Source organism: Kitasatospora sp. NPDC097691 (genome assembly GCF_040302665.1).
In the GTDB taxonomy this organism is placed as follows: Bacteria; Actinomycetota; Actinomycetes; order Streptomycetales; family Streptomycetaceae; genus Kitasatospora.
This window is the reverse complement of the sequence record NZ_JBEORY010000029.1, coordinates 41,965-61,303: the sequence shown is the minus strand read 5'-3', so window position 1 is coordinate 61,303 and position 19,339 is coordinate 41,965. Positions and strand designations below refer to the sequence as shown.

The window sequence follows — 19,339 nt, the reverse complement described above, 5'->3', positions numbered from 1 at the left end:
CGCCCGGCCCCTTGCCCGCGCCCGGCCCCGGCCCGACCCCGCCCGGCCTCAGCCCGCGCCCAGCAGCCCCCGGGCCCGCTCGGCCAGGCCGTCCGCGTGGCACCCGACGGCCAGCTCCAGCCCCCGGGTGAGCGCACCCCGGCCACCCGCGCCGCAGCCCAGCACCTCCCCCAGATCGACCAGGGCAAGCGCCTCCTCGTAGCGGGCGGGCGAACGCTCCAGCAGACCGACCGCCTCCGTCAGCAGCTCGACGGCCCGCGGCCGCTCGTGCACCGCGGCGCACAGCCGCAACGCGCTGCCGACGGCCGAGCCCGTGCCCGACTCCCGGGCCCGGCGCACCCCCTCCCTGGCGAGCTCGCGGGCCCGGTCCGGCTGCTCGGCGGCCACCGCGCGCGCCAGGTGCCCCAGCCACGGCGCCCACACCGTGTTGCGCCACCCGCGCGCGTCCAGCGCCTCCCCGGCGGCGGCCAGCGTCACCGCCGCGCCCGCCGCATCCCCCCGGGCCAGCAGCAGCCGCCCGTACAGCGTCGGCGCATCGGGCAGCGCCATGACCGTCGGGTACGGCGGGCCGAAGTCGTGCTCGCGCGCGAGGTCCAGGGCCTCCTCCAGCCGGCCGCGCGCGGCCAGGGTCTCGGTCAGCGCCCCGACCGCGTCCCAGTGCAGCGGGGTGCGCGGGCCGATCCGCCGGGCGATGCGCAGGGCCCGGCGCAGGTAGTCCTCCGCCGCGGCGAGGTCGCCGCAGCGGAAGCGGAGCATGCCGGTCAGCAGGTAGGCGAAGCCGAGGTGGCCGCCGCTCCACCCGGCGACCTCGTAGGCGCGCACCGCCTCCCCGAACAGCTCCTCCGCCCGGTCGGCCCGGTCGGCGTAGAGGTAGCTGATGCCCAGGATCCCGGGCAGCTCGAAACCCCAGGTGGTGTTGGTCCAGCCCAGGCTGCGCGGCAGCCGGCCGCCCGGCAGCGCGGACTCGCCCAGGGCGATCGCCTCCGCACTGTCCGCCCCGCGCAGCGTGAGGTCCCAGCAGCGCAGCACGGCCACCGCGTGGGCCAGGCCGTCGCGTTCGAACACGGCCCCGCCCGGGACCGCATCGGCACCGGCATCGGCACCGGCACCGAGGTCGGTGAAGGCCAGGCCGACCGTCCCCAGCGTCCGGTCGAACTCCGCGAGCCGCCGGGAACGCCCCGGCCCGTCCGCGTCCTCCGACTGGAAGGCGGCGAACATGAAGTGGGCGACCTCCAGGCGCAGCCGCCCCGGCCCCGGCGAGGTCCGCGCGGCCTCCTCGGCACACAGCGCCGCCGCCTCGTCGACCCGGTTGCTGTGGGCGAGGGCCTGGGCGAGCCGGAACACCGCGTCCACCCGCAGCCCCGGGCCCAGCCCGTACGGGTCGGCGAGCGCCAGACGCAGCTGGTTGACCGTGGTCGCCGGATCGGTCAGCAGCGCCGAGCAGCCCAGCTCGTACAGCACCGTGGCCCGGTCCTCGTCGGCGGGCGGCTCGCTGATGGCGCGGCGCAGGCAGCGCTGCGCCGCCTCGGGCGCGCCGATGGCCAGGTGCTCGCGGGCCGCGCGACGCAGCTTGTCGACGATCGCGCCGTCCCCCTCGGGCAGGATCTCCAGCAGGTGCCGGGACGCCGCGAGCAGGCCGAGGCCGGCGTTCTCCAGCTCGACGGCGGCGACCCCGTGCATCCCGGTCCGGGCGGCGGGCGGCATCGACTGGTAGACGGAGGTGGCGACCAGCGGGTGGACGAACTCCAGCCGGCCCGCCTGGGTGCCGGTCAGCACCCGGTGGCGGCGCAGCTCGCGGATCGACTGCGCGGCGGTCTCCGGGCCCTGGGCGCAGATGGTGGCGGCGAGGTCGGGGCGGATGTCGGTGTCCAGCACGGACGCCGCCCAGGCGAAGCGCAGGGTGGTGGGGCCGAGCCGGTCCAGCCAGTGTCGCAGCGTCATCCCCCGTGCGGTGGCGGCGAGTTCGCGCAGCTGCCCGGTGCTCTCCTCGACCGGGTCGAGCCGCTGGTCGGCCACCTCGCGCAGCAGCGCGGCGGTCTCGTACGGGTTGCCGGCGGTGACCGCCCAGACGTGCCGGCAGAAGGCGTCCTCGGCCTGCGTGCCCAGGGCCGCGCGGACCAGGTGCGCCACCGAGTCCGGCCGCAGCGGGCGCAGTTCGTGCCGGCGGTCGGCCCGGTCGGCGAGGCCGCGCTGCAGCGCCAGGGCGTCGTCGGGGAACTCGTCGCGGCAGGCGAGCACCAGCAGGGCCGGCAGCTCCCGGGCGCGCACCGCGAAGCCCGCCAGCCAGCCGAGCGACTCCGGGTCCGCCCAGTGCAGGTCGTCGACGAGCACGGCCACCGGCGAGCGCAGCTGCACCAGCCGGGTGAGGACGAAGTCCAGCCCGTCCCGCACCCCCTGCGGGTCGAGCTGCCCGCGCGGCGCCGACAGCCCGGCCGCCGGGCCGACGACGTCCTCCCACGGCCCGAACACCCGGGCCCGCTCCTCGTCGGACAGCGCCGCCAGCACCGGGCGCACCAGCTGGCGCACCACGTGGAACGGCTCGTGGCACTGCCGCTGCCCGCCCCGGCCGAACAGCACCGTGCAGCCCGCGCGCCTCGCCGCCCGCCGCACCTCGGTCAGCACCGCCGTCTTGCCCAGCCCGGCCGCGCCCGTGTACAGCAGCAGCTCCCCGACCTCGGTGCCGACGGGCCCGGTCAGCGCCTCGATCGCCCGCCCCGCCGAACGGATCTCGGCCTCGCGCTCGTGCAGCACACCGCCGTCCGCGCCGGACCGGCCGTCGTCCCCGGCCCCGTCGCCGCCCCCGGGCTTCGCCTCGGTCACCGTCGCTCGCCTCCAATACGCCGTATCCGGACGGTTGTTGAGAGCCGACGCTACTGCCGCAGGCCCGGCTCCGGCACGGGCTTGACAAAGCTGCCCCCGGAACCCCCGGGACGTACCGCCCCGCCCCGCCGCCGCCCGGCCCCTCCCGGGCACCGCCCGCCGGGAAAACCGCTGGCCCCCGGCCGCCCGGCCCGCGATACTCACCAGCCGGTACGGGCCACTCGCCAGCCGGTACGGGCCGGGCCGCAGAGGGGAGCGCGCACTTGGAGGTCTTCACGTGCGAGGGGTGCGGCACCGCGCTGACCACCCCGCTGTCCCGGGTCGCCTTCCCCCTCTACGCCGGCCACATCTACGGCAACGGCCACCCCATGCCCGTGCTCATGGACGCGGGCACCTACGCCGCCGACCGCGGCCCCACCGGTGCTCCCGGCCCCGTCGTGATCGCCCCCGGCGACGCCGTCGGCACCGTCCTCATCCCCGAGCGCAACGCCGGCTTCTGCTGCGGCCTCGACGGAGGGGAGGGCCCCAACCTCGCCTGCGCCGGCTGCGGCCGGGAGGTGGCGACCCGGGTCGACGACTGTTCGCTGTGGCAGGCCACCTGGCTGGAGCGGGCCGCGGTGCGCCCCGTCGCGCTGGGCCCCGCCCGTCCGGTCGCCGGCTGGGCGCAGCTCGGCGAACAGCGGCGCGGCACCGCGCTGCTGGACCTGGCGGGGGAGTGGGACCCGCGCTGGGAGTCGGAGGTTTCGGTGACGCTGGCCCACCTGGTCGCTGCCGCGGACGGCTCGCCCGTCACCGTCGCCGACGGGCCTCTCGCGGACGCCTTCCGCCGATTCCTCGCCGCCCTCCCGCACGGGCGGCCGGCCAAGCGGGCGGTCCTGGCCGGCCCGGGACTGCCCCTGCCCGAACCGCTGCCGGACATCGCCGTGGTCCCGCGGCACCCGCAGACCGGCGAGCCCTGGCCGACACCTCCCGGGGTGGCCGCGGCCCCGCTGGCCATCGGCTTCTGGCGCCGGCTCGCCTTCCACGAGGAACACCCGACCAGGCCCACCGCCGGCGGCCTGCCCCCGGGCGTCGAACGCGACGACCCCCTGCCGCCCCACCCCCGGCGCCCCGTCCTGCCGATCGACCACACCTTCCTCCGGGCCCTGGAACGCCTCCCCGACATCCGCCCGGCCTGGCTGTCCTTCGTCCGCGACAACGCCCGGGCCCTGCTCGACCCCTGACCCGCCGTCGGGCCACAGGGCTGCCGGAAAACCCGTTGGCGCCGGCTGCCCGGCCAGCGATACTTCGTGCCGGTACCGGCCCGTTCCACAAGGAGGAATGCGCATTTGGAGGTCTTCGCGTGCGAGGGGTGCGGTGCCGCACTGACCGCTCCGCTGTCCCGGGTGCCCTTCCCCGTCTACGCCGGCTCCTCCTACGGCAACGGCCACCCGATGCCGGTGCTGATGGAATCGGGCACCTACGCCGTGGACGACGACCCCGCCCGGCCGGCCCGCTCGATCGTGATCGCCCCCGGTGACGCGCACGGCACCGCCGTGGTCCAGCGGCGCGAACTCGGCGCCTGCTGCGGCATCGACGGCCGGTACGGCCCCAACGTCACCTGCGCCGGCTGCGGCCGCAAGGTGGCCACCCGGGTCGACGACTGCTCACTGTGGCAGGCGACCTGGCTGGAGCCGGACGCGGTGCGCCCCGTGCCCGCCGGCCCGGCTCGTGCGGTCGCCGACTGGGCGGAGCTCACCGCATGGTGGTGCGCCACCGAGCCGTGGGACCACCGCGGACGGCTGCAGCCGCGGTGGGAGTGGGAGACGGCCGTGACACTCGCCCACGTGGTCGCCGCCGCCGACGGCTCGCCCGTCACCGTCCCGGACGGGCTCCTCGCCGACGTCTTCCGCGTCCTGCTGGACCAGGTGCTGCCGCCGGGGCGCCCGCCCAAGCGCCTGGCCCTGCTCGGGCCGGGCCTGCTCCTGCCCGAGCCGCTGCCGGACATCGCCGTGGTGCCCCGCCACCCGCAGACCGGCGAGCCCTGGCCCACACCCCCGGGCGTGGCCGCCGCACCGCTGGACGTCGGCTACTGGACACACCTCGCCCGCTTCCGCGACCGCCTGCTCAGGCCCGTCACCGGCGGCCTGCCGCCCGGCGTCGAACGCGACGACCCCCTCCCGCCGCACGGCCGGTACTCCTACGTCCGGGGCTTCGCGTGGAGGCTCTGTGACCGCACCCTGGAACGCCTCGGGCATGCGGCGGTCGACGGCCGGTGAACCAGCGGCGGCGCCGCCCGGAAGACCCGGGCGGCGCCGTCCGGCGCGTCAGGTGGCGGCGCGTCAGCGCACCGGCTGCGGGACGCGCCGGGCCGGGACGGCCTGCGTCGGGCTCTTGGCGGACGCGGCGGACGCGGCCGGCGAGGCGCCGAGCGCCGTGCCGCGGGTCTCCTCCGCCCACAGCACGGACACCAGCAGGCCGAGCGCGGTGGTGCCGGCGGCGATGAGCATGGTCGGGCCGGTGCCGAGCCCGGTCAGGGACAGCGGCAGCAGGTAGGTGCCGACGGCCGCGCCGATCCGGCTGACCGAGGTGGCCACGCCCACGGCGGTGGCCCGGATCTCGGTGGGGAACAGCTCGTTGGGGTAGGTCCAGTCGAGCACGTTGGGCCCGCCGCACAGGAAGGCGTACGCGCACAGCGCGGTCAGTGCGATCGCGGCGGGGGCGGTGGGCCACACGCCGAGCAGGGCCAGCGGCACGGTCATCAGGGCGAAGGACCAGATGATGACGGGGCGCCGGCCGCGACTGTCGATCAGGCGCAGGGCCGGGTAGCAGCCGAGCAGGAAGACCAGGCTGATCAGGCCGGTGCCGAGGGTCTCCATGACGGTGCCGCCGGGCATGCCGAAGGAGGAGAGGATCTGCGGGCCGAAGGTGAGCATCGCGAACAGCGGGCCGACCTGGAAGAGGAAGAACAGGCCGCAGAACAGGGTGCGGCGCCGGTAGGGCTGGGTCAGCAGCAGACGCAGCCCCGCGGGGCGGCCGCGCTCGGCCGGGTCGGGCATCAGCTCGCGGCCGTCGACCCGCACCCCGAGGTGCTTCTCCACCACGCGCACCGCGTCACCGACCCGCCCGTTGGCGGCCAGCCAGCGCGGCGACTCGGGCGAGCCGCGGCGGATCACCAGGAAGACCACGCACAGCACCGTGGAACTCGCCAGCATCCACCGCCAGCTGCCCGGCCCGGCCAGCTCCAGGAACAGGTAGCCCACCACGTAGGCGAGCACGGAACCCGCGTACCAGGCGACGATCTGCTGGCCGAGCAGGCGGCCCCGGTGCTTGGCGGGCAGCCACTCGGCGAGCAGCGAGGTCGCGATGGGGTAGTCGGCGGCCACGGCCATGCCGAGCACGAAGCGCAGCACGGCGATCGCCCACACCTGGTCGACCCAGAAGGAGAGCACCGAGCAGGCGACCATCACGAGCAGGTCGGCGGTGTACATCACCTCCCGGCCGATCTTGTCGGTCAGCACGCCGAAGAGCGCGCCGCCGACGAACATGCCGACCAGGGCGGCGGCGCCGATCAGGCTGACCTCGGCGGTGGACAGCCCGAGGTCGGGGCGCATCCCGATCAGGGCGACGCCGACGATGCTCAGGATGTAGCCGTCCAGCAGCGGCCCGCCCGAGCAGGCGAGGGCCAGCCTTCGGTGGAAGGCGGTATACGGGGCGTTGTCGATGGTCTGGGACATGGGCTTGGGGTCCTCCGGAGCGTACGGCGGCGGGCGGGGGCCCGTTGCGCCGTGCGCCGGGTAGACGGCAGGGGAACGACGCCGCCCACCTCGGACGGCGCCACCGCCCGATCACACCGGGCGACCGTCCAGGGTTGCCCCGGTCCGCCACCGTCACCACCGGGTCCAAGGTCAACCGGATTTATGACCTTGGTCCCGAAGCGGACAGGCCCTCCGCCTGTGCCGAATCGCAGGACGCCCAGTCCTGCCGGGGCCCACGGTGCTCCCGGCGCCGGATCGCGCACGCAGCGTGACCCTTCTCACCCGGAAGGCCTGAACGGGCCTTTGTCTGTGGCCCGCGCCACAGCGGTCGCCCGTCAGCCGGCCGTCCTGGGCCCGGCCGGGCGCAGCCGGGCCAGGCCCACGTCCAGGGCGGCCTCCAGATGCGCGAGGGAACCGGTGGTCATCAGGATCAGCACCCCGCCCTGGATGCCGGCCAGCAGCGCCGAGGCCTCCCGTTCGGCGTCCAGCGCGGGGTCGACCTCGCCGGCGGCCTGCAGGTGGCGGACGCCCGCGGCGAGCTGCCCCTGCCACTGCGCCAGCAGCTCCCCGGCCACCGCCCGGGCCGCGCCGGTGGCCGAGCCCAGCTCGGACAGGGCCACGTGCAGCGGGCAGTCCACGCCCTGCGCGCGGTAGCGGGCGAGGACCTTGTCGCGCCACTGCCGCCAGGCCTCCCAGGAGGTCAGCGCGCCCAGCTCGGGCTGCTGGTCGTCCAGGACCCGGGCCGCCTCGTGACGGGCGACGGCCAGCAGCAGTTCGTCCTTGCCGCCGGGGAAGTAGTGGAACAGCTGGCTCTTGCTGGTCGCGGTGCGGGCCATGACGTCCTCCAGGCGCAGCGCGAACACGCCCTCCTCGCGGATCCGCCCGGCGGCGCCCTCCACGATGCGCTGCCTGGTCGTGGCGCCCTTGCGGGTCAGCGGCACGTGCCCTCCCGGTGCCGGTCGTCCTGGTCCTCGGGTCCGATCCTCGCGCAACGCAGCGCGGGGCAGCGCCGCGCGGCCCGTCACGGCAGAAGCAGCAGCTTGCCCGTGGTGCGGCGGGACTCGATGTCCGCGTGCGCGCGGGCCGCCTCGGCGAGCGGGTAGCGACCGGTGATGCGCGGGATCAGCTGCCCGTCCAGGACCAGGTCGAACAGCTCGCCGGTGCGCCGCACCAGTGCCTCGCGGGTGGCGACGTGGTGGTGCACCACCGGGTAGGTGAGCAGGATGCTGTTGGGCAGGTCGGTGGGGCGCAGCGTGGGCACGCCCATGAACGGGCCGTAGTAGGCGTGCACCCCGTGCGGGCGCAGGGCCAGCTGCGAGGAGGCGAAGGTGTCGGCGCCGCCGCCGTCGTAGACGACGTCGGCCCCGCGGCCGCCGGTCAACTCCCTGACCGGCTCCTCGAATCCGGCGCCGGAATGGACCAGCACGTGGTCGGCCCCGGCCTGCCGGGCGGCGTCGGCCTTCTCCGGGCGGGAGACCAGGCCGATCACGTTGCCGCCGCGGGCCTTGACCAGCTGGGTGAGCAGCAGGCCCACCCCGCCGGCCGCCGCGTGCACCACCGCCGTGTCACCCGGGCCGACCGGGTAGGTCTCGGTGCTCAGGTGGCCGGCGGTCAGGCCCTGCATCAGCAGGCCGCCCGCGACCTCGTCCGGCACCCCGTCGGGCACCTTGACCAGCGAGACGGCCGGGACGGCCAGCAACTCGGCGTAGCTACCCGGGTGGTAGAACCAGGCGACCCGGTCGCCGACCGCCAGGTCGTCCACCCCCGGCCCGAGCGCGGCGACGTACCCCATGCCCTCGGCCCCGAGGACGGCCGGCGCCGCCCAGCCGCCCGCCCCCTGCGCACGGGCGCCGACGTCCATGTAGTTCACGCCGGCCGCGCCCAGGCGCACCAGCGCCTCGCCGGGGCCGGGCACCGGGTCCGGCAGCTCGGTCCAGCGCATGACCTCGGGGCCGCCGTGCTCCTCGATCCGGATCGCGTGCATGGGGGTGACCGCCTTCCTGTGCGGGCTCGTTCGGGAGGGAACGACCAGCACGGTAGGCAGCCGAAAATGGACCCACAAGTCCAGAACTGCGGGCGGGACCGGGCTCTTCACCCGGCCGGGAGCAGCGGCACGGCGACGTCCGCGACGTGCTCGTCCGGGCCGGCGGTCGCCCAGTTCGGGTGGTACACCTCCCGGTTGCAGCCCGTGCGTTCGTGGCCGTGCGCGCGCAGCCAGGCGGCGACGGCGTCGTGGGCGGCGGCCATCGTGGCGAAGTCGCCCTGCCGGCGGGTCAGTTCGGTGTACGCCTCGCGGTGGGCGGGCTCGACACGCACCCCGAACGGGCCGTCCGGCGCGAGGGCCGCGCCGGTCGGGGCGCAGACCTCGACCAGGGCGTCGGAGTCCTCGGACACCAGGCCGTGGTAGACGGCGAACAGCGGCCCGGACAGGCAGGCCCCGGCCTGCCGCAGCCTTTCCAGCAGCAGCCGGCTCGACTCGGCGAGAAAGCCCGGCAGTTCGGCGGCGGTCACGTGCCGCCGCACGAACAGGACGTGCTGCTCGGGCACGTCACGCTCGGCGACCTCGTACACGGCCGGGCTCCTTCCGGTCAGCACGGCCCGGGCGTAGCCCACCGCCTCCCGCCGGGCCGCGTGCACCTCCTCCTGCTCGCGCCAGTACGCGAGCAGCAGCCGTTCGCCCTCGGCGCCGTTCGCGTCGAGCACGGCGGCGATCCGCGCCAGCGGCAGCCCGGCCGCCCGCAGCAGTGCGATCCGCCGGGCCCGCTCGACCTGCCCGGGCCCGTAACGGCGCACCCCGCTGCGCGGGTCGGTGGCGGCGGGCCGCAGCAGGGCCCGCTCGTCGTACAGCCGAAGGGCCTTGACGCTCAGCCGGGTGCGGGCGGCGAGCTCCCCGATGGTGATCAGTTCGTTCTGCACGCCGCCACTGTGCGTCCTGCCCCTGGGGGAGGGGCAAGCCGGTCGGCACGTGATCTGCCGTGCCTATGCTGGATCCAGAGGAAAGGACGGCACCATGACGAACGATCAGATCGTCGGGATCCCCGGCTGGGCGGAGGGCCGGGGAATGCTCATCCGCGGCGGGACGGGCCCGGGCGCGGACTCCGTGGTCCACTCCTACGCGCACGGCGGGCGGCGCGGGCTGCCGGCCGTCGTCTTCGCGCAGTCGACCGCACGGGACCAGACGGAAGCGGCGGTCAGGAACCTGCTCGGACGGGGCGACCGGCCCGAGCAGCTCGAACTCGTCGAGGAAGCGCCCGCCCCGGTCGTGATCGGCGGCACCGCCGTCACCGCGGTGCGCCGCCGCTCGTCCGACGGGCGCCTGACGTGCGTCAGCTTCCCCTGGCAGGGCGCCATCGTCGCCGTCGCCGCGTGGGAGCACCCGCTCGACGCCGCGTTCTTCGCCTCGCTCGGCGTCGTCGACGCGTAGACGCCGCCGCCGTCAAGGGGGAGTTGATCGTTGTCGACCTGCACGTCGCCATCGCGGGCCCGGCCTTCCTCACGTACGTCGAAGCCGCGGGGGGCGGCCTTTCGGAGGAGGGAGTGGAACCGGTTGAGGACTTGACCTCAAGTCGACTTGACGTACAAGAGTGAGCGGCATGCCGAACGACACCGCGTCCCCGCGCCGCGCCGCCCCTTCCGATGCTGACCCGACCGACCTGGCCGACCATCAGCACGTCCGTGCCGCGCTGCCGCTGTCCGACACCGTGCTCGACGAGATCGCCGCACATCTGGCGGTCGGGGCGACGGTGGTCGGCATCGGGGAGTCCACGCGCTTCTCCCGGGAGACCTTCGGCGTGCGGGACCAGCTGTTCCGTCGGCTGGTCCGGGACCACGGCTTCCGCGCGCTGGCCGTCCAGGACAGCGCGGGCGCCGCCGCCGCCCTCGACGCGTACGTCGGCGGCGGCCAGGGCCCGGCCGCGTCCGTGCTGGCCGGCGCCTGGAGGCCGTGGCGCACCGAGGAGATGGCCGGCGCCCTGGAATGGATCCGGGCGTTCAACCGGGACCACGCGGACGACCCGGTCCGGATCCTCGGCGTGAAGCCGGTCCAGGCCGGGCCCGCCGACTACGACGCCGTCCTGGATCACACGCGCGCCTCGGCACCGGAGCGGCTCGCGCAGCTGGCGGCCCACCTGGACCCCATCCGCACCGCCCACCGGATCGACGAGCACGTGCAGCGGGCGCAGGGCATCCACCCGGGACGGCCGTTCGCCGAACACGCCCGCGACGCCCTCGCGTTGGTCGAATCCCTCCCGGGCGGTGACCGCGACGTGCTTGCACGGATGCGGCTGATCCTGGAGTTCCACGACCGCAGCGTCGCCGGACGCGGCAACTACGCGGGCGAGGCCGAGGTCGGGGCCGACATCGTCGCCGACTTCCAGCACAGGACCGGCCTGCGCACCGTCTACTGGGACGGCATCGCGCACACCTCGGCAGCCGAGACGGTCCTGGGCCTGGCCCCCGAGCGCGGTCCGCAGGCCACCGTCGGCAGCCTGCTGCGCAAGCGCTACGGCGCGCAGTACGTCTCGGCGGCGATCGGCTTCCACCACGGCGACCTCGGCATCGCCGTCGTCCCGGACCCGGGCGCGGACCTGGTCGACGCGAAGCTCGGCGTGACGGGCCGGCCCGCCCGCTGGCTGGACCTGCGCCACGGCGACGTGCGCGGACAATGGGACGGACCGGCGAAGACCCGAGTCGTCAGCGGCGTCTACACCCCGGAGCGCGACGCCGCCGAACACCTGGCCGTCACCTCCCTGGCCGAAGCCTTCGACGTCCTCGTGCACCTCCGCGAGGTCACCCCGGTGCACTGGCTGTCGTGAGCCCGGTGGGGCCGGCCGGGCCCCGGGCCCCAGGCCCCGGTCAGCCGACCGGGACCGGGACGCCCCGGACGAGGAGCGGAAGGCCGGCGCCGTGCTCCCAGGCGTCCCAGGCGTCCTCGACGCGGCGGTGCTGGTCATCGGCCATGACCCGGTGCAGCTTGGGCTGCGGCACCCAGTGCAGGGCACGGATGTCCGCCGGCGGCTGGTGCGGGCGGACAGCCCCGGCCTGCCGGGAGGTGACGACCCCGCCCGCGTACACGAAGTCCAGGGCCTCGGGGAGTTCGGCGGCGGGGGAGTAGTCGACCGTCAGGATGGTGCGCAGCGGCAGGACGAGCCCGGTCTGCGTTTCGAGATGCCGGCGGGCCGCGAGGTGGGGGAGTTCGTCCTGTTCGGCGCTGCCGCCGGGCAGGACCAGCCCGCTGTGGTGGGCGGAGTCGACCAGGAGGACGAAGTAGTCGCCCGACCCTCCGGGGTCCTCCCGCAGGACGAAGGCCTGGTGGCCCGATCGCCGGCCGGGGGGCTTGCTGACGAGACGGGGCGACGTGCTCAACTCTGCTCCAGATGTGAGGAATTGCTGTCGGACGAGACCGGCCACCCGTCGAACGGCCGACGCCGCGGCCGCCCGCAGGTGCCCGGCGCGAACTCCCGCGGATCCAGCGACCGGATCGCAGAGAGGGCGACCCGCCGCTGAGGGCCGCTCGCCCCCAGCGGCCGAAGCACCGCCTTGCCGAACACGGCCTCCACGAAGACACCCTCACTCGGCCTGCCACCTCCAGCGTCGCTGAAATCCCGCACCACCTCGTGGAGTTGGAAGAAGGACTGGGGATTCGGGGCGTCGGGCACGGGGGTCTCCACAGGTAGCGCTGCGCTTCCGGCGAATCACCGGGTGTAGCCATGGTGGCCTGATCGCCCCTACTATCGGAAGCCGATCTGAAGCTTGAAGTCAGTGCCCGGCAAGTAGGTGAAGATCAGTGAATCTCAAGGAACTTGATCCAACTTCAGGACCGTGGGCGCCCTTTGGGGTGCAACTTCGCAGGTCACGCAAGGCAGCTGGCCTCACACAGGCCCAGCTGGCGAGGCTCGTGGGGGTTGATCCCTCCTATGTCTCCTACGCTGAACTTGCCCCGCCTGGCCGGACCCCGCCGAGCGAGAAGTTCGCACGTGATGCCGACCGAGTGCTGGCGACGGGCGGAACCCTGCTGCTGATGTGGCTCCAGGCCAAGCACTCGGCATTGCTGGAGGGCTTTCCGGAGTACGCGGCCAACGAGACGCGAGCCAGTGAGATCCGGATCTTCGAACTCGGTGTCATTCCCGGCTTGCTGCAAACGAAGTCCTACGCGGCGGCTCTTGCCAGGGCGGACGTCCGCCGAAGGGACATCACTCCCCAGCAAGCGGAAGAGAGGCTGACCTTCCTGCTCGCGCGGCAGGAAGCCCTGGCGCGACGAGATCCGCCGCTCATCCACGCCGTGTTGGACGAGAGCTGCCTCCGGCGGATCATCGGCGGCCCGGAGGTCATGCGGGAGCAGCTTGGGCAACTTGAACAGCTCTGCGAGCAGGGACGCGTAGTCCTTCAGGTAGCACCGTTCAGTATGGGGGAGCACAGGCCGTTCGCCCTGCCTATGCGGCTGCTGACGCTCCCTGACGGCTCCCTGTTTGGTTACTCTGAATCCGAGGGGCGAGGGCACGTCGAGCGGGATGACGACCGGCTCCGTGACTGGCGCAGGCGATACGATCGCCTCCAGGTGGGGGCGCTGGCCGAGTCGGCGACTCTCGAACTGATACTCCATGCTCGGAAGGAATCTCATGGCTGATCTCGACTTGGCTTCCGCGTCGTGGGTGAAGTCGACATACAGTCAACAGGGCGGCGACTGCCTTGAGGTCGCGCGAGGCTCTCGTGAGCTGATGCCGGTCCGTGACTCGAAAGACCCCCAGGGACCGACCCTGCTCTTCCCTGTCGGGGCGTGGGAGTCGTTCGTCGCTGCTGTCTGTAGCGGTGAGTTCGGCGAAGTCTGAGAGGAATGTCGTGATTCCCCGTGTAGACCTGACCGGTGCCCAGTGGTTCAAGTCCTCCTACAGCAACAACGGCGGTAGCTGCGTCGAGGTGGCTCCCGACTTCCCTGGCCTGGCCCCGGTCCGTGACTCGAAGGATCCCCAGGGCCCCGCCCTCGTCTTCCCCGGCGCAGCCTGGGAGTCGTTCGTCGTCGCCGTCCGGGGTGGCGAGTTCGGCGAGGTGTGAGAGGAGTGTCATGACCGACCGCGTAGACCTGACCTGCGCCAAGTGGCGGAAGAGCACGTACAGCAACGGGCAGGGCGGCTGCGTCGAAGTTGCAGATGGCTACCTGGGCGTCATGCCGGTCCGTGACTCGAAGGACCCGCAGGGGCCTGCCCTCGTCTTCCCGGTCACTGCGTGGGAGTCATTCGTCGCCGCCGTCCGCAGTGGTGAGTTCGGCGAACTGTGAGAGGAGCGTCATGACCGACCGCCTAGACCAGGCCGTCGCCCAGTGGTTCAAGTCCTCCTACAGCAACAACGGGGGCAACTGCGTGGAGGTAGCAACCGCCTTCCCTGGTGTGATACCTGTCCGCGACTCCAAGGACCCCAATGGGCCGGCCCTGCTCTTTGCCGCCGAGGCCTGGGTGTCGTTCGTTGTTGCTGTCCGCAGTGGAGAGTTCGGCGAGGTCTGAGAGGAAGTCCAATGATCGGCCGCGTAGATCTGTCCGGCGCTTCGTGGGTGAAGTCGACATACAGTCAACAGGGCGGCAACTGCCTTGAGGTCGCGCGAGGCTCTCGTGAGCTGATGCCGGTCCGTGACTCGAAAGACCCCCAGGGGCCGACCCTGCTCTTCCCTGTCGGGGCGTGGGAGTCGTTCGTCGCCGCTGTCTGTAGCGGTGAGTTCGGCGAAGTCTGAGAGGAGCGTCGTGATTCCCCGTGTAGACCTGTCCGGCGCCCAGTGGTTCAAGTCCTCCTACAGCAACAACGGCGGTACTTGCGTCGAGGTGGCTCCCGACTTCCCCGGCCTGGCCCCGGTCCGTGACTCGAAGGATCCCCAGGGCCCCGCCCTCGTCTTCCCCGCCGCAGCCTGGGAGTCGTTCGTCGCCGCCGTTCGCAGTGGTGAGTTCGGCTCCGTCTGAACCTCACGTGCCGCCGGCCCGGACCGCCGCCGCAGGCGGTCCGGGCCTGCGGGCGTGACCGATGTCACGCGCCAGAACCGAAACCCCGTCAGTTCGTTGCTCAGTCTGACCACCGGAATGGTCGACAAGGCGATCAAGAAGCTGGAGGAGGAGGCCGCGATCGTCGGCGGCACCCTGGTCGTCGGCGCCGCGCTGGCCTTCGTCACCTTCAGCATCTCCGCGGACATCGCCGCCGCCACCGCCGCGGGCATCGTCGCCACCGCCGCGTCGGTGGGCGTCGCCGTCTCCGAGGTCGTCGCCACGATCGCCGCCACCGTCCTGGTGGGCGCCGCCTTCGGTGCCGTCGAGGCGATCACCGTGGACCTCGCCGTTGCCCAGCCGATCCGGGTCGAGTTCTTCGACGGCGGCTACAGCCTCACCGAGGCCCTCGACTCCGCCGAGACCGGCGAGATCATGGGCGCCGCCGGCGGCGGCCTCGGCGCCGGCGGACGCATCGTCGTCAACGCCGCCGAACGTGCCGAAAGCGCCTCGGTCGTCCTCGCCGGCCTGGCCAAGGTCGCCAACGCCGCCGACACCCTCCCCGGCCAAATGGTCACCGGCGCCGGCCTCAGCATCGGCTACGACGCCGAGTTCAAGACCGGCCCGGTCATGCCCCTCGACGTCGTCGTCGGCGCTGCCGGCGGCGCGGCAGGACCACGCGGACGTCCCGGCGAGAACGTTCCACGCGGCCCGAGGCATGCCAAGCCAGTCGAACTGCCGATGCCCGGGAAGCTGCCGCTTGAGTACGTTGAAGATCATCCGAGCATCGACAAGGTGGAAACGGAGCTGGCACGCGTCCCGGGGCACATCTTCGACAAGGTCTGGGACCATCTGAAAGAGGTGCCGGGCGGCGGGGTCAGCATCGGTCCCAGGCCCATCACTCAACTGCCGGGCGGCTACCATCTCGCCGGCGTGAACCCGGTAGGGGGCACGTCACCGGCGGATTTCATACCTGGTATGTACGTACCCGGCCAGCGTAGACTCCTGGTCAATTCCATTGCCAAGGCGCCCAGTAGTGTTGCGGTCCATGAGTTCGGGCACGCGGTCGATGAAGCCTACGGCAATCTGAGTCGCCAGCCGGAGTGGCTGCATGCGCGACAGCAGGTCCTGGACCGGATCGGCGACAATCCGCGTTTGGATGCGTACACCCGCCAGCCGCACGAGTACTTCGCCGAGGCGTTCAATCACTGGACTGCCGGGACACTGGAAAAGTTCACGTACGGCGACCGCGAGGCGGCGCAGATTCTGGAGGGTTACTTTGAGCGAGCATTCTGATTCCGAGACCTACCACGTCACCGGGCATCCGATGCTCGACGCCAATGGCGTCACGATCTGGCAGCGGTACGGCGGAAAGGCCCCGGAGGGGTTCTTCTACGACGGGTGGCACAACTTCGAGCCGGGGGACCCTCGTTACGACGAGCTGCTTCCCGCCGCTCGGCAGAATCCGCAGGATGTCGAGGAGAGCACGGCCCCGGTCTACCCCAAGACCTTGGCCAAGCTCCAGGAGATGCGGCGCAAGACGCGGGAGTGGAAAGCGGAGCACGAGCAGTCCTGACGTGCCGCAGGCCCGGGTTGCTTGTGGGAGCGGCCCGGCCCTGCGGACGTCTCCGCCGCGCAAGCCACGGGGCGGCGCAGATTCTGGAGGACTGTTTTGAGCGAGCATTCTGAGCAATCTGAGAGCTACCACGTCACCGGGCATCCGAGGCTCGACGCCGATGGCGTCACCATCTGGCAGCAGTACGGCGGAAGGGCTCCGGAGGGGTTCTTCTACGACGGGTGGCACAAGTTCGTGCCGGGGGATCCGCGCTACGACGAGCTGCTCCCGACGGCACGGCAGTATCCGCTGGTCGTTGAAGAGAGCACAGCCCCGATCTACCCCAAGACCTTGGCCAGGCTGGAGGAGATGCAGCGCAAGACGCGGGAGTGGAAAGCGGAGCACGAGCAGTCCTGACGTGCCGCAGGCCCGGGTTGCTTGTGGGAGCGGCCCGGCCCTGCGGACGTCTCCGCCGCGCAAGCCACGGGGCGGCGCAGATTCTGGAGGACTGTTTTGAGCGAGCATTCTGAGCAATCTGAGAGCTACCACGTCACCGGGCATCCGAGGCTCGACGCCGATGGCGTCACCATCTGGCAGCAGTACGGCGGAAAGGCTCCGGAGGGGTTCTTCTACGACGGGTGGCACAAGTTCGAGCCGGGGGATCCGCGCTACGACGAACTCCTCCCGCAAGCACGGCAGTATCCGCTGGTCGTCGCAGAGAGCAAGGCTCCGGTACGCCCCGAGAGCTTGGCCAAGGTGAGGGAGATGCTGCGCAGGACGCGCGAGCGGGATGCGGAGCGCGAGCAGGCCTGACATGCCGCAGGCCCGGGCCGCTCCCACATGCGGTCCGGGCCTGCGGACGTTTCCGCGCCCCTCTTACGAGCCGGCGGTGGCCGCCTCCAGGGTGGTGGCCATCACCGGGCTGGTGAAGGTGTTCGTGGCGTCGCCCGTGGACTCGTGGTACGAGCCCCACTTGAGGTAGTTGCGGTTGCCGTCCCAGGTGGTGCCCTTGAAGGTGCCCGAGCCGGTGGTGAAGGTCTGCTTCTTGCCGTCGAACCAGAAGTCGATCGTGCCGTCGGTGCGGCCGAGGCGGATCTTCAGCGCGTAGGAGTGCCACTGGCCGTTGGCCGTCGGCGCGGTCCACAGTGTGTGCGCCACGTGGTCGGTGTCCCACTCCTGCAGTCTGATGCGGCCGTTGGTCGCGTCGATCTCGATCGGGTGGTTGGCCGTGTCCGTGCTGGGGTCGCACTTGAGCTGGAAGACGTACCGGCTGTTGGCGTCCTTGATGTCCACCTTGGACGACCAGCCCAGGTAGAAGGTCTCGCCGTTCTTCAGGTCGGGGCTGAGCGTTTCGCAGCGTTCCTGCCCGGCGGCCTGGTGGGCCCGCCACACCTTGCCCTTGGCGGCGTCGTTCACGACCTTGAAGTTGCCCGAGGCGCACTGCACGGCGGCGAAGGAGGACGCCCCCTTGCTGGTGCTCGGGGTCCACAGGACCTGCCCTGCCGCGCTGCTGGGGGTCGCGGCGGCCCAGGAGAGTGCGAGGACGGCGGCGGCCACGCTCCCGTAGGCGAGCTTGCGGCGGTCGGTCAGGTCGGACATGCCTCTCCCGGGGGGTCGGACGGTCGGCGCGGGGCGTTCGCAGCGATTCGACCATCCGTCGGGCCCGCGGACCAGGCGGAAGCACGGGCGGAAGTAGCCGCGGGGCCACTTCCGCCCGTGCCGCCCGTGTCCTCGCCGGCCGTCAGCTACCGGCCCCGGCCCCGGCCTGCTCGTCGTACGAGGAGGTGCCCTCGTCCAGGAGCGGCTCCTGGACCTTGAGGTGGGCGGGGGCGAGCGCCCGCAGGGCGTGGTAGCCGGTGATGACGACCAGGGTGCCCAGGGCGATGCCGCTGAGGCTGAAGGTGTCGGTGAACTTCAGGGTCACGTTGCCGATGCCGATGATGATGCCCGCGGCGGCCGGCACCAGGTTGAGCGGATTGCGCAGGTCCACCCCGGACTTGGTCCAGATCTGCGCGCCGAGCAGGCCGATCATGCCGTACAGGATGACGGTGATGCCGCCCAGCACTCCGCCGGGGATCGCGGCGACGACGGCGCCGAACTTCGGGCAGATGCCGAAGAGCAGGGCGAAGCAGGCCGCGGCCCAGTACGCGGCGGTGGAGTAGACCCGGGTCGCGGCCATGACGCCGATGTTCTCCGAGTACGTGGTGTTGGGCGGGCCGCCGACGGCGGTGGAGAGCATGGAGGCCACGCCGTCCGCCGAGATCGCGGTGCCCAGCTTGTCGTCCAGGTTCGTGCCCGTCATCTCGCCGACGGCCTTGACGTGTCCGGCGTTCTCCGCGACCAGCGCGATCACCACGGGCAGCGCGACCAGGATCGCGGACCACTGGAAGGAGGGGCCGTGCAGGGTGGGCAGGCCGACCCAGTCCGCCTTGCCGACGCCCGACAGGTCCAGGCGCCAGTGGTCGGTCAGGTGGCCGCTCGCGTCCACCGAGTGGATCTTCCCGAAGACCCGGTCGAACAGCCAGGAGATCCCGTACCCGAAGACCAGCCCCAGGAAGATCGCCACCCGTGACCAGAAGCCGCGCAGGCCCACCACGGCCAGCCCGGTGAAGAGCATCACCAGCAGCGCCGTCCACTGGTCCTGCGGCCAGTACACCGACGCGGTCACCGGGGCCAGGTTGAAGCCGATCAGCATGACCACCGCGCCGGTGACGATCGGCGGCATCGCCGCGTGGATGATCCGCGCCCCGAACCGCTGGACCGCCAGGCCCACCAGGAACAGCGCCGCGCCCACCACGAACACCGCGCCGGTCACCGTCGCGCTGGTGCCGCCCTGTGCCCGGATCACCGCGGCGACGCCCACGAAGGACAGCGAGCAGCCCAGGTAGCTGGGCACCCGGCCGCGGGTGGCCAGCAGGAAGATCACGGTCGCCACGCCGGACATCATGATCGCGAGGTTCGGGTCGAGCCCCATCAGGACGGGCGCCACGAAGCTGGCCCCGAACATCGCCACCACGTGCTGGGCGCCCAGTCCTGCGGTACGGGGCCAGGAGAGCCGTTCGTCGGGGCGGACCACCGCCCCCGGCGCGGGCGTGCGCCCGTCACCATGCAGCTTCCAGCGCACGCCGAGATCCATGAGGTATCGCTTTCTCTGTACTTCCGGGTAATGGTCCGCCCCATTCTGGTGGCCGCCGGGTGTTCCGCCGAATCCGCGCGTCCCGTCCGCGCGTTCCAGGGGCCAGGCATCGTGCCTGGTCAGAGCCCGC

The 19,339-nt window shown here is 72.8% G+C and carries 23 protein-coding genes; 15 read left to right on the top strand and 8 right to left on the bottom strand.

Features of this window, described 5'->3' with window-relative positions:
• Nucleotides 1-48: 48 nt before the first annotated feature.
• Nucleotides 49-2,751, bottom strand: a complete 2,703-nt coding sequence (locus ABTY56_RS21305) for an ATP-binding protein (protein ID WP_350630552.1) — start codon at nucleotides 2,749-2,751, stop codon at nucleotides 49-51.
• A 332-nt stretch (nucleotides 2,752-3,083) separates the two neighbouring features.
• On the opposite strand from ABTY56_RS21305, the gene ABTY56_RS21300 reads away from it, so the two are divergent.
• Together ABTY56_RS21300 and ABTY56_RS21295 are read left to right on the top strand one after the other, a co-directional pair.
• Nucleotides 3,084-4,043: a hypothetical protein gene (locus tag ABTY56_RS21300; RefSeq protein ID WP_350630517.1), complete on the top strand. Its 960-nt coding sequence runs from the start codon at nucleotides 3,084-3,086 to the stop codon at nucleotides 4,041-4,043.
• A gap of 105 nt (nucleotides 4,044-4,148) precedes the next feature.
• On the top strand, nucleotides 4,149-5,078 hold the full coding sequence (locus ABTY56_RS21295) for a hypothetical protein (protein ID WP_350630516.1): 930 nt from the start codon (nucleotides 4,149-4,151) through the stop codon (nucleotides 5,076-5,078).
• A gap of 63 nt (nucleotides 5,079-5,141) precedes the next feature.
• On the opposite strand, the gene ABTY56_RS21290 is transcribed toward ABTY56_RS21295, so the two are convergent.
• From ABTY56_RS21290 to ABTY56_RS21275, 4 genes are all read right to left on the bottom strand, one after another.
• A complete protein-coding gene (locus tag ABTY56_RS21290; protein WP_350630515.1) occupies nucleotides 5,142-6,536 on the bottom strand; it encodes an MFS transporter in 1,395 nt (464 codons plus the stop codon).
• Between the two features lie 356 nt (nucleotides 6,537-6,892).
• Entirely contained in the window at nucleotides 6,893-7,498 is a 606-nt protein-coding gene (locus ABTY56_RS21285; RefSeq protein WP_350630514.1) for a TetR/AcrR family transcriptional regulator, read from the bottom strand.
• Between the two features lie 80 nt (nucleotides 7,499-7,578).
• Nucleotides 7,579-8,541 carry a quinone oxidoreductase family protein gene (locus tag ABTY56_RS21280; RefSeq protein WP_350630513.1) on the bottom strand — a complete coding sequence of 321 codons (963 nt, stop codon included), beginning with the start codon at nucleotides 8,539-8,541 and terminating at the stop codon, nucleotides 7,579-7,581.
• A 107-nt stretch (nucleotides 8,542-8,648) separates the two neighbouring features.
• Complete coding sequence (locus ABTY56_RS21275) at nucleotides 8,649-9,473, bottom strand: MerR family transcriptional regulator (RefSeq protein WP_350630512.1); 825 nt, start codon at nucleotides 9,471-9,473, stop codon at nucleotides 8,649-8,651.
• Between the two features lie 94 nt (nucleotides 9,474-9,567).
• Between ABTY56_RS21275 and ABTY56_RS21270 the strand changes: the two genes are divergently transcribed.
• Both ABTY56_RS21270 and ABTY56_RS21265 read left to right on the top strand, forming a co-directional pair.
• Nucleotides 9,568-9,981, top strand: coding sequence for a hypothetical protein (locus ABTY56_RS21270; RefSeq protein ID WP_350630511.1), 414 nt, complete (start codon nucleotides 9,568-9,570; stop codon nucleotides 9,979-9,981).
• 169 nt (nucleotides 9,982-10,150) lie between these two features.
• Entirely contained in the window at nucleotides 10,151-11,371 is a 1,221-nt protein-coding gene (locus ABTY56_RS21265) for an erythromycin esterase family protein (RefSeq protein ID WP_350630510.1), read from the top strand.
• Nucleotides 11,372-11,411: 40 nt separating this feature from the next.
• Here ABTY56_RS21265 and ABTY56_RS21260 read toward each other — a convergent pair whose 3' ends face one another.
• Complete coding sequence (locus ABTY56_RS21260; protein WP_350630509.1) at nucleotides 11,412-11,921, bottom strand: NUDIX domain-containing protein; 510 nt, start codon at nucleotides 11,919-11,921, stop codon at nucleotides 11,412-11,414.
• 421 nt (nucleotides 11,922-12,342) lie between these two features.
• Between ABTY56_RS21260 and ABTY56_RS21255 the strand changes: the two genes are divergently transcribed.
• From ABTY56_RS21255 to ABTY56_RS21205, 11 genes are all read left to right on the top strand, one after another.
• Complete coding sequence (locus ABTY56_RS21255; RefSeq protein WP_350630507.1) at nucleotides 12,343-13,182, top strand: helix-turn-helix domain-containing protein; 840 nt, start codon at nucleotides 12,343-12,345, stop codon at nucleotides 13,180-13,182.
• Nucleotides 13,157-13,384 carry a DUF397 domain-containing protein gene (locus ABTY56_RS21250; protein WP_350630506.1) on the top strand — a complete coding sequence of 76 codons (228 nt, stop codon included), beginning with the start codon at nucleotides 13,157-13,159 and terminating at the stop codon, nucleotides 13,382-13,384. Before ABTY56_RS21255 ends, ABTY56_RS21250 begins: the two co-directional genes overlap by 26 nt.
• A 10-nt stretch (nucleotides 13,385-13,394) precedes the next feature.
• On the top strand, nucleotides 13,395-13,607 hold the full coding sequence (locus tag ABTY56_RS21245; RefSeq protein ID WP_350630505.1) for a DUF397 domain-containing protein: 213 nt from the start codon (nucleotides 13,395-13,397) through the stop codon (nucleotides 13,605-13,607).
• Between the two features lie 10 nt (nucleotides 13,608-13,617).
• Nucleotides 13,618-13,830 (top strand): DUF397 domain-containing protein, encoded by a 213-nt coding sequence (locus ABTY56_RS21240; RefSeq protein WP_350630504.1) that lies wholly within the window; start codon nucleotides 13,618-13,620, stop codon nucleotides 13,828-13,830.
• A 10-nt stretch (nucleotides 13,831-13,840) separates the two neighbouring features.
• Nucleotides 13,841-14,053: a DUF397 domain-containing protein gene (locus ABTY56_RS21235; RefSeq protein WP_350630503.1), complete on the top strand. Its 213-nt coding sequence runs from the start codon at nucleotides 13,841-13,843 to the stop codon at nucleotides 14,051-14,053.
• 11 nt (nucleotides 14,054-14,064) lie between these two features.
• Nucleotides 14,065-14,277, top strand: coding sequence for a DUF397 domain-containing protein (locus ABTY56_RS21230; protein ID WP_350630502.1), 213 nt, complete (start codon nucleotides 14,065-14,067; stop codon nucleotides 14,275-14,277).
• Between the two features lie 10 nt (nucleotides 14,278-14,287).
• Nucleotides 14,288-14,500 carry a DUF397 domain-containing protein gene (locus tag ABTY56_RS21225; protein WP_350630501.1) on the top strand — a complete coding sequence of 71 codons (213 nt, stop codon included), beginning with the start codon at nucleotides 14,288-14,290 and terminating at the stop codon, nucleotides 14,498-14,500.
• Nucleotides 14,501-14,554: 54 nt separating this feature from the next.
• On the top strand, nucleotides 14,555-15,814 hold the full coding sequence (locus ABTY56_RS21220; protein ID WP_350630500.1) for a hypothetical protein: 1,260 nt from the start codon (nucleotides 14,555-14,557) through the stop codon (nucleotides 15,812-15,814).
• On the top strand, nucleotides 15,798-16,094 hold the full coding sequence (locus tag ABTY56_RS21215) for a hypothetical protein (protein WP_350630499.1): 297 nt from the start codon (nucleotides 15,798-15,800) through the stop codon (nucleotides 16,092-16,094). Before ABTY56_RS21220 ends, ABTY56_RS21215 begins: the two co-directional genes overlap by 17 nt.
• A gap of 96 nt (nucleotides 16,095-16,190) precedes the next feature.
• Entirely contained in the window at nucleotides 16,191-16,490 is a 300-nt protein-coding gene (locus ABTY56_RS21210; RefSeq protein ID WP_350630498.1) for a hypothetical protein, read from the top strand.
• A 96-nt stretch (nucleotides 16,491-16,586) separates the two neighbouring features.
• Nucleotides 16,587-16,886, top strand: coding sequence for a hypothetical protein (locus ABTY56_RS21205; protein ID WP_350630497.1), 300 nt, complete (start codon nucleotides 16,587-16,589; stop codon nucleotides 16,884-16,886).
• A gap of 63 nt (nucleotides 16,887-16,949) precedes the next feature.
• On the opposite strand, the gene ABTY56_RS21200 is transcribed toward ABTY56_RS21205, so the two are convergent.
• The gene (locus ABTY56_RS21200) at nucleotides 16,950-17,672 is read right to left on the bottom strand and encodes a heparin lyase I family protein (RefSeq protein ID WP_350630496.1); all 723 of its coding nucleotides are present in this window, start codon (nucleotides 17,670-17,672) and stop codon (nucleotides 16,950-16,952) included.
• A 142-nt stretch (nucleotides 17,673-17,814) separates the two neighbouring features.
• Nucleotides 17,815-19,209 carry a uracil-xanthine permease family protein gene (locus ABTY56_RS21195; protein WP_350630495.1) on the bottom strand — a complete coding sequence of 465 codons (1,395 nt, stop codon included), beginning with the start codon at nucleotides 19,207-19,209 and terminating at the stop codon, nucleotides 17,815-17,817.
• Nucleotides 19,210-19,339: the final 130 nt, after the last annotated feature.

What these genes read in the sequence shown, in the direction of transcription:
- ABTY56_RS21280 (WP_350630513.1), bottom strand. Translation starts at nt 8,541, where the DNA reads ATGCACGCGATCCGGATCGAGGAGCACGGCGGCCCCGAGGTCATGCGC.
- ABTY56_RS21290 (WP_350630515.1), bottom strand. Translation starts at nt 6,536, where the DNA reads ATGTCCCAGACCATCGACAACGCCCCGTATACCGCCTTCCACCGAAGG.
- ABTY56_RS21195 (WP_350630495.1), bottom strand. Translation starts at nt 19,209, where the DNA reads ATGGATCTCGGCGTGCGCTGGAAGCTGCATGGTGACGGGCGCACGCCC.
- ABTY56_RS21240 (WP_350630504.1), top strand. Translation starts at nt 13,618, where the DNA reads ATGACCGACCGCGTAGACCTGACCTGCGCCAAGTGGCGGAAGAGCACG.
- ABTY56_RS21235 (WP_350630503.1), top strand. Translation starts at nt 13,841, where the DNA reads ATGACCGACCGCCTAGACCAGGCCGTCGCCCAGTGGTTCAAGTCCTCC.
- ABTY56_RS21250 (WP_350630506.1), top strand. Translation starts at nt 13,157, where the DNA reads ATGCTCGGAAGGAATCTCATGGCTGATCTCGACTTGGCTTCCGCGTCG.
- ABTY56_RS21230 (WP_350630502.1), top strand. Translation starts at nt 14,065, where the DNA reads ATGATCGGCCGCGTAGATCTGTCCGGCGCTTCGTGGGTGAAGTCGACA.
- ABTY56_RS21270 (WP_350630511.1), top strand. Translation starts at nt 9,568, where the DNA reads ATGACGAACGATCAGATCGTCGGGATCCCCGGCTGGGCGGAGGGCCGG.
- ABTY56_RS21265 (WP_350630510.1), top strand. Translation starts at nt 10,151, where the DNA reads ATGCCGAACGACACCGCGTCCCCGCGCCGCGCCGCCCCTTCCGATGCT.
- ABTY56_RS21200 (WP_350630496.1), bottom strand. Translation starts at nt 17,672, where the DNA reads ATGTCCGACCTGACCGACCGCCGCAAGCTCGCCTACGGGAGCGTGGCC.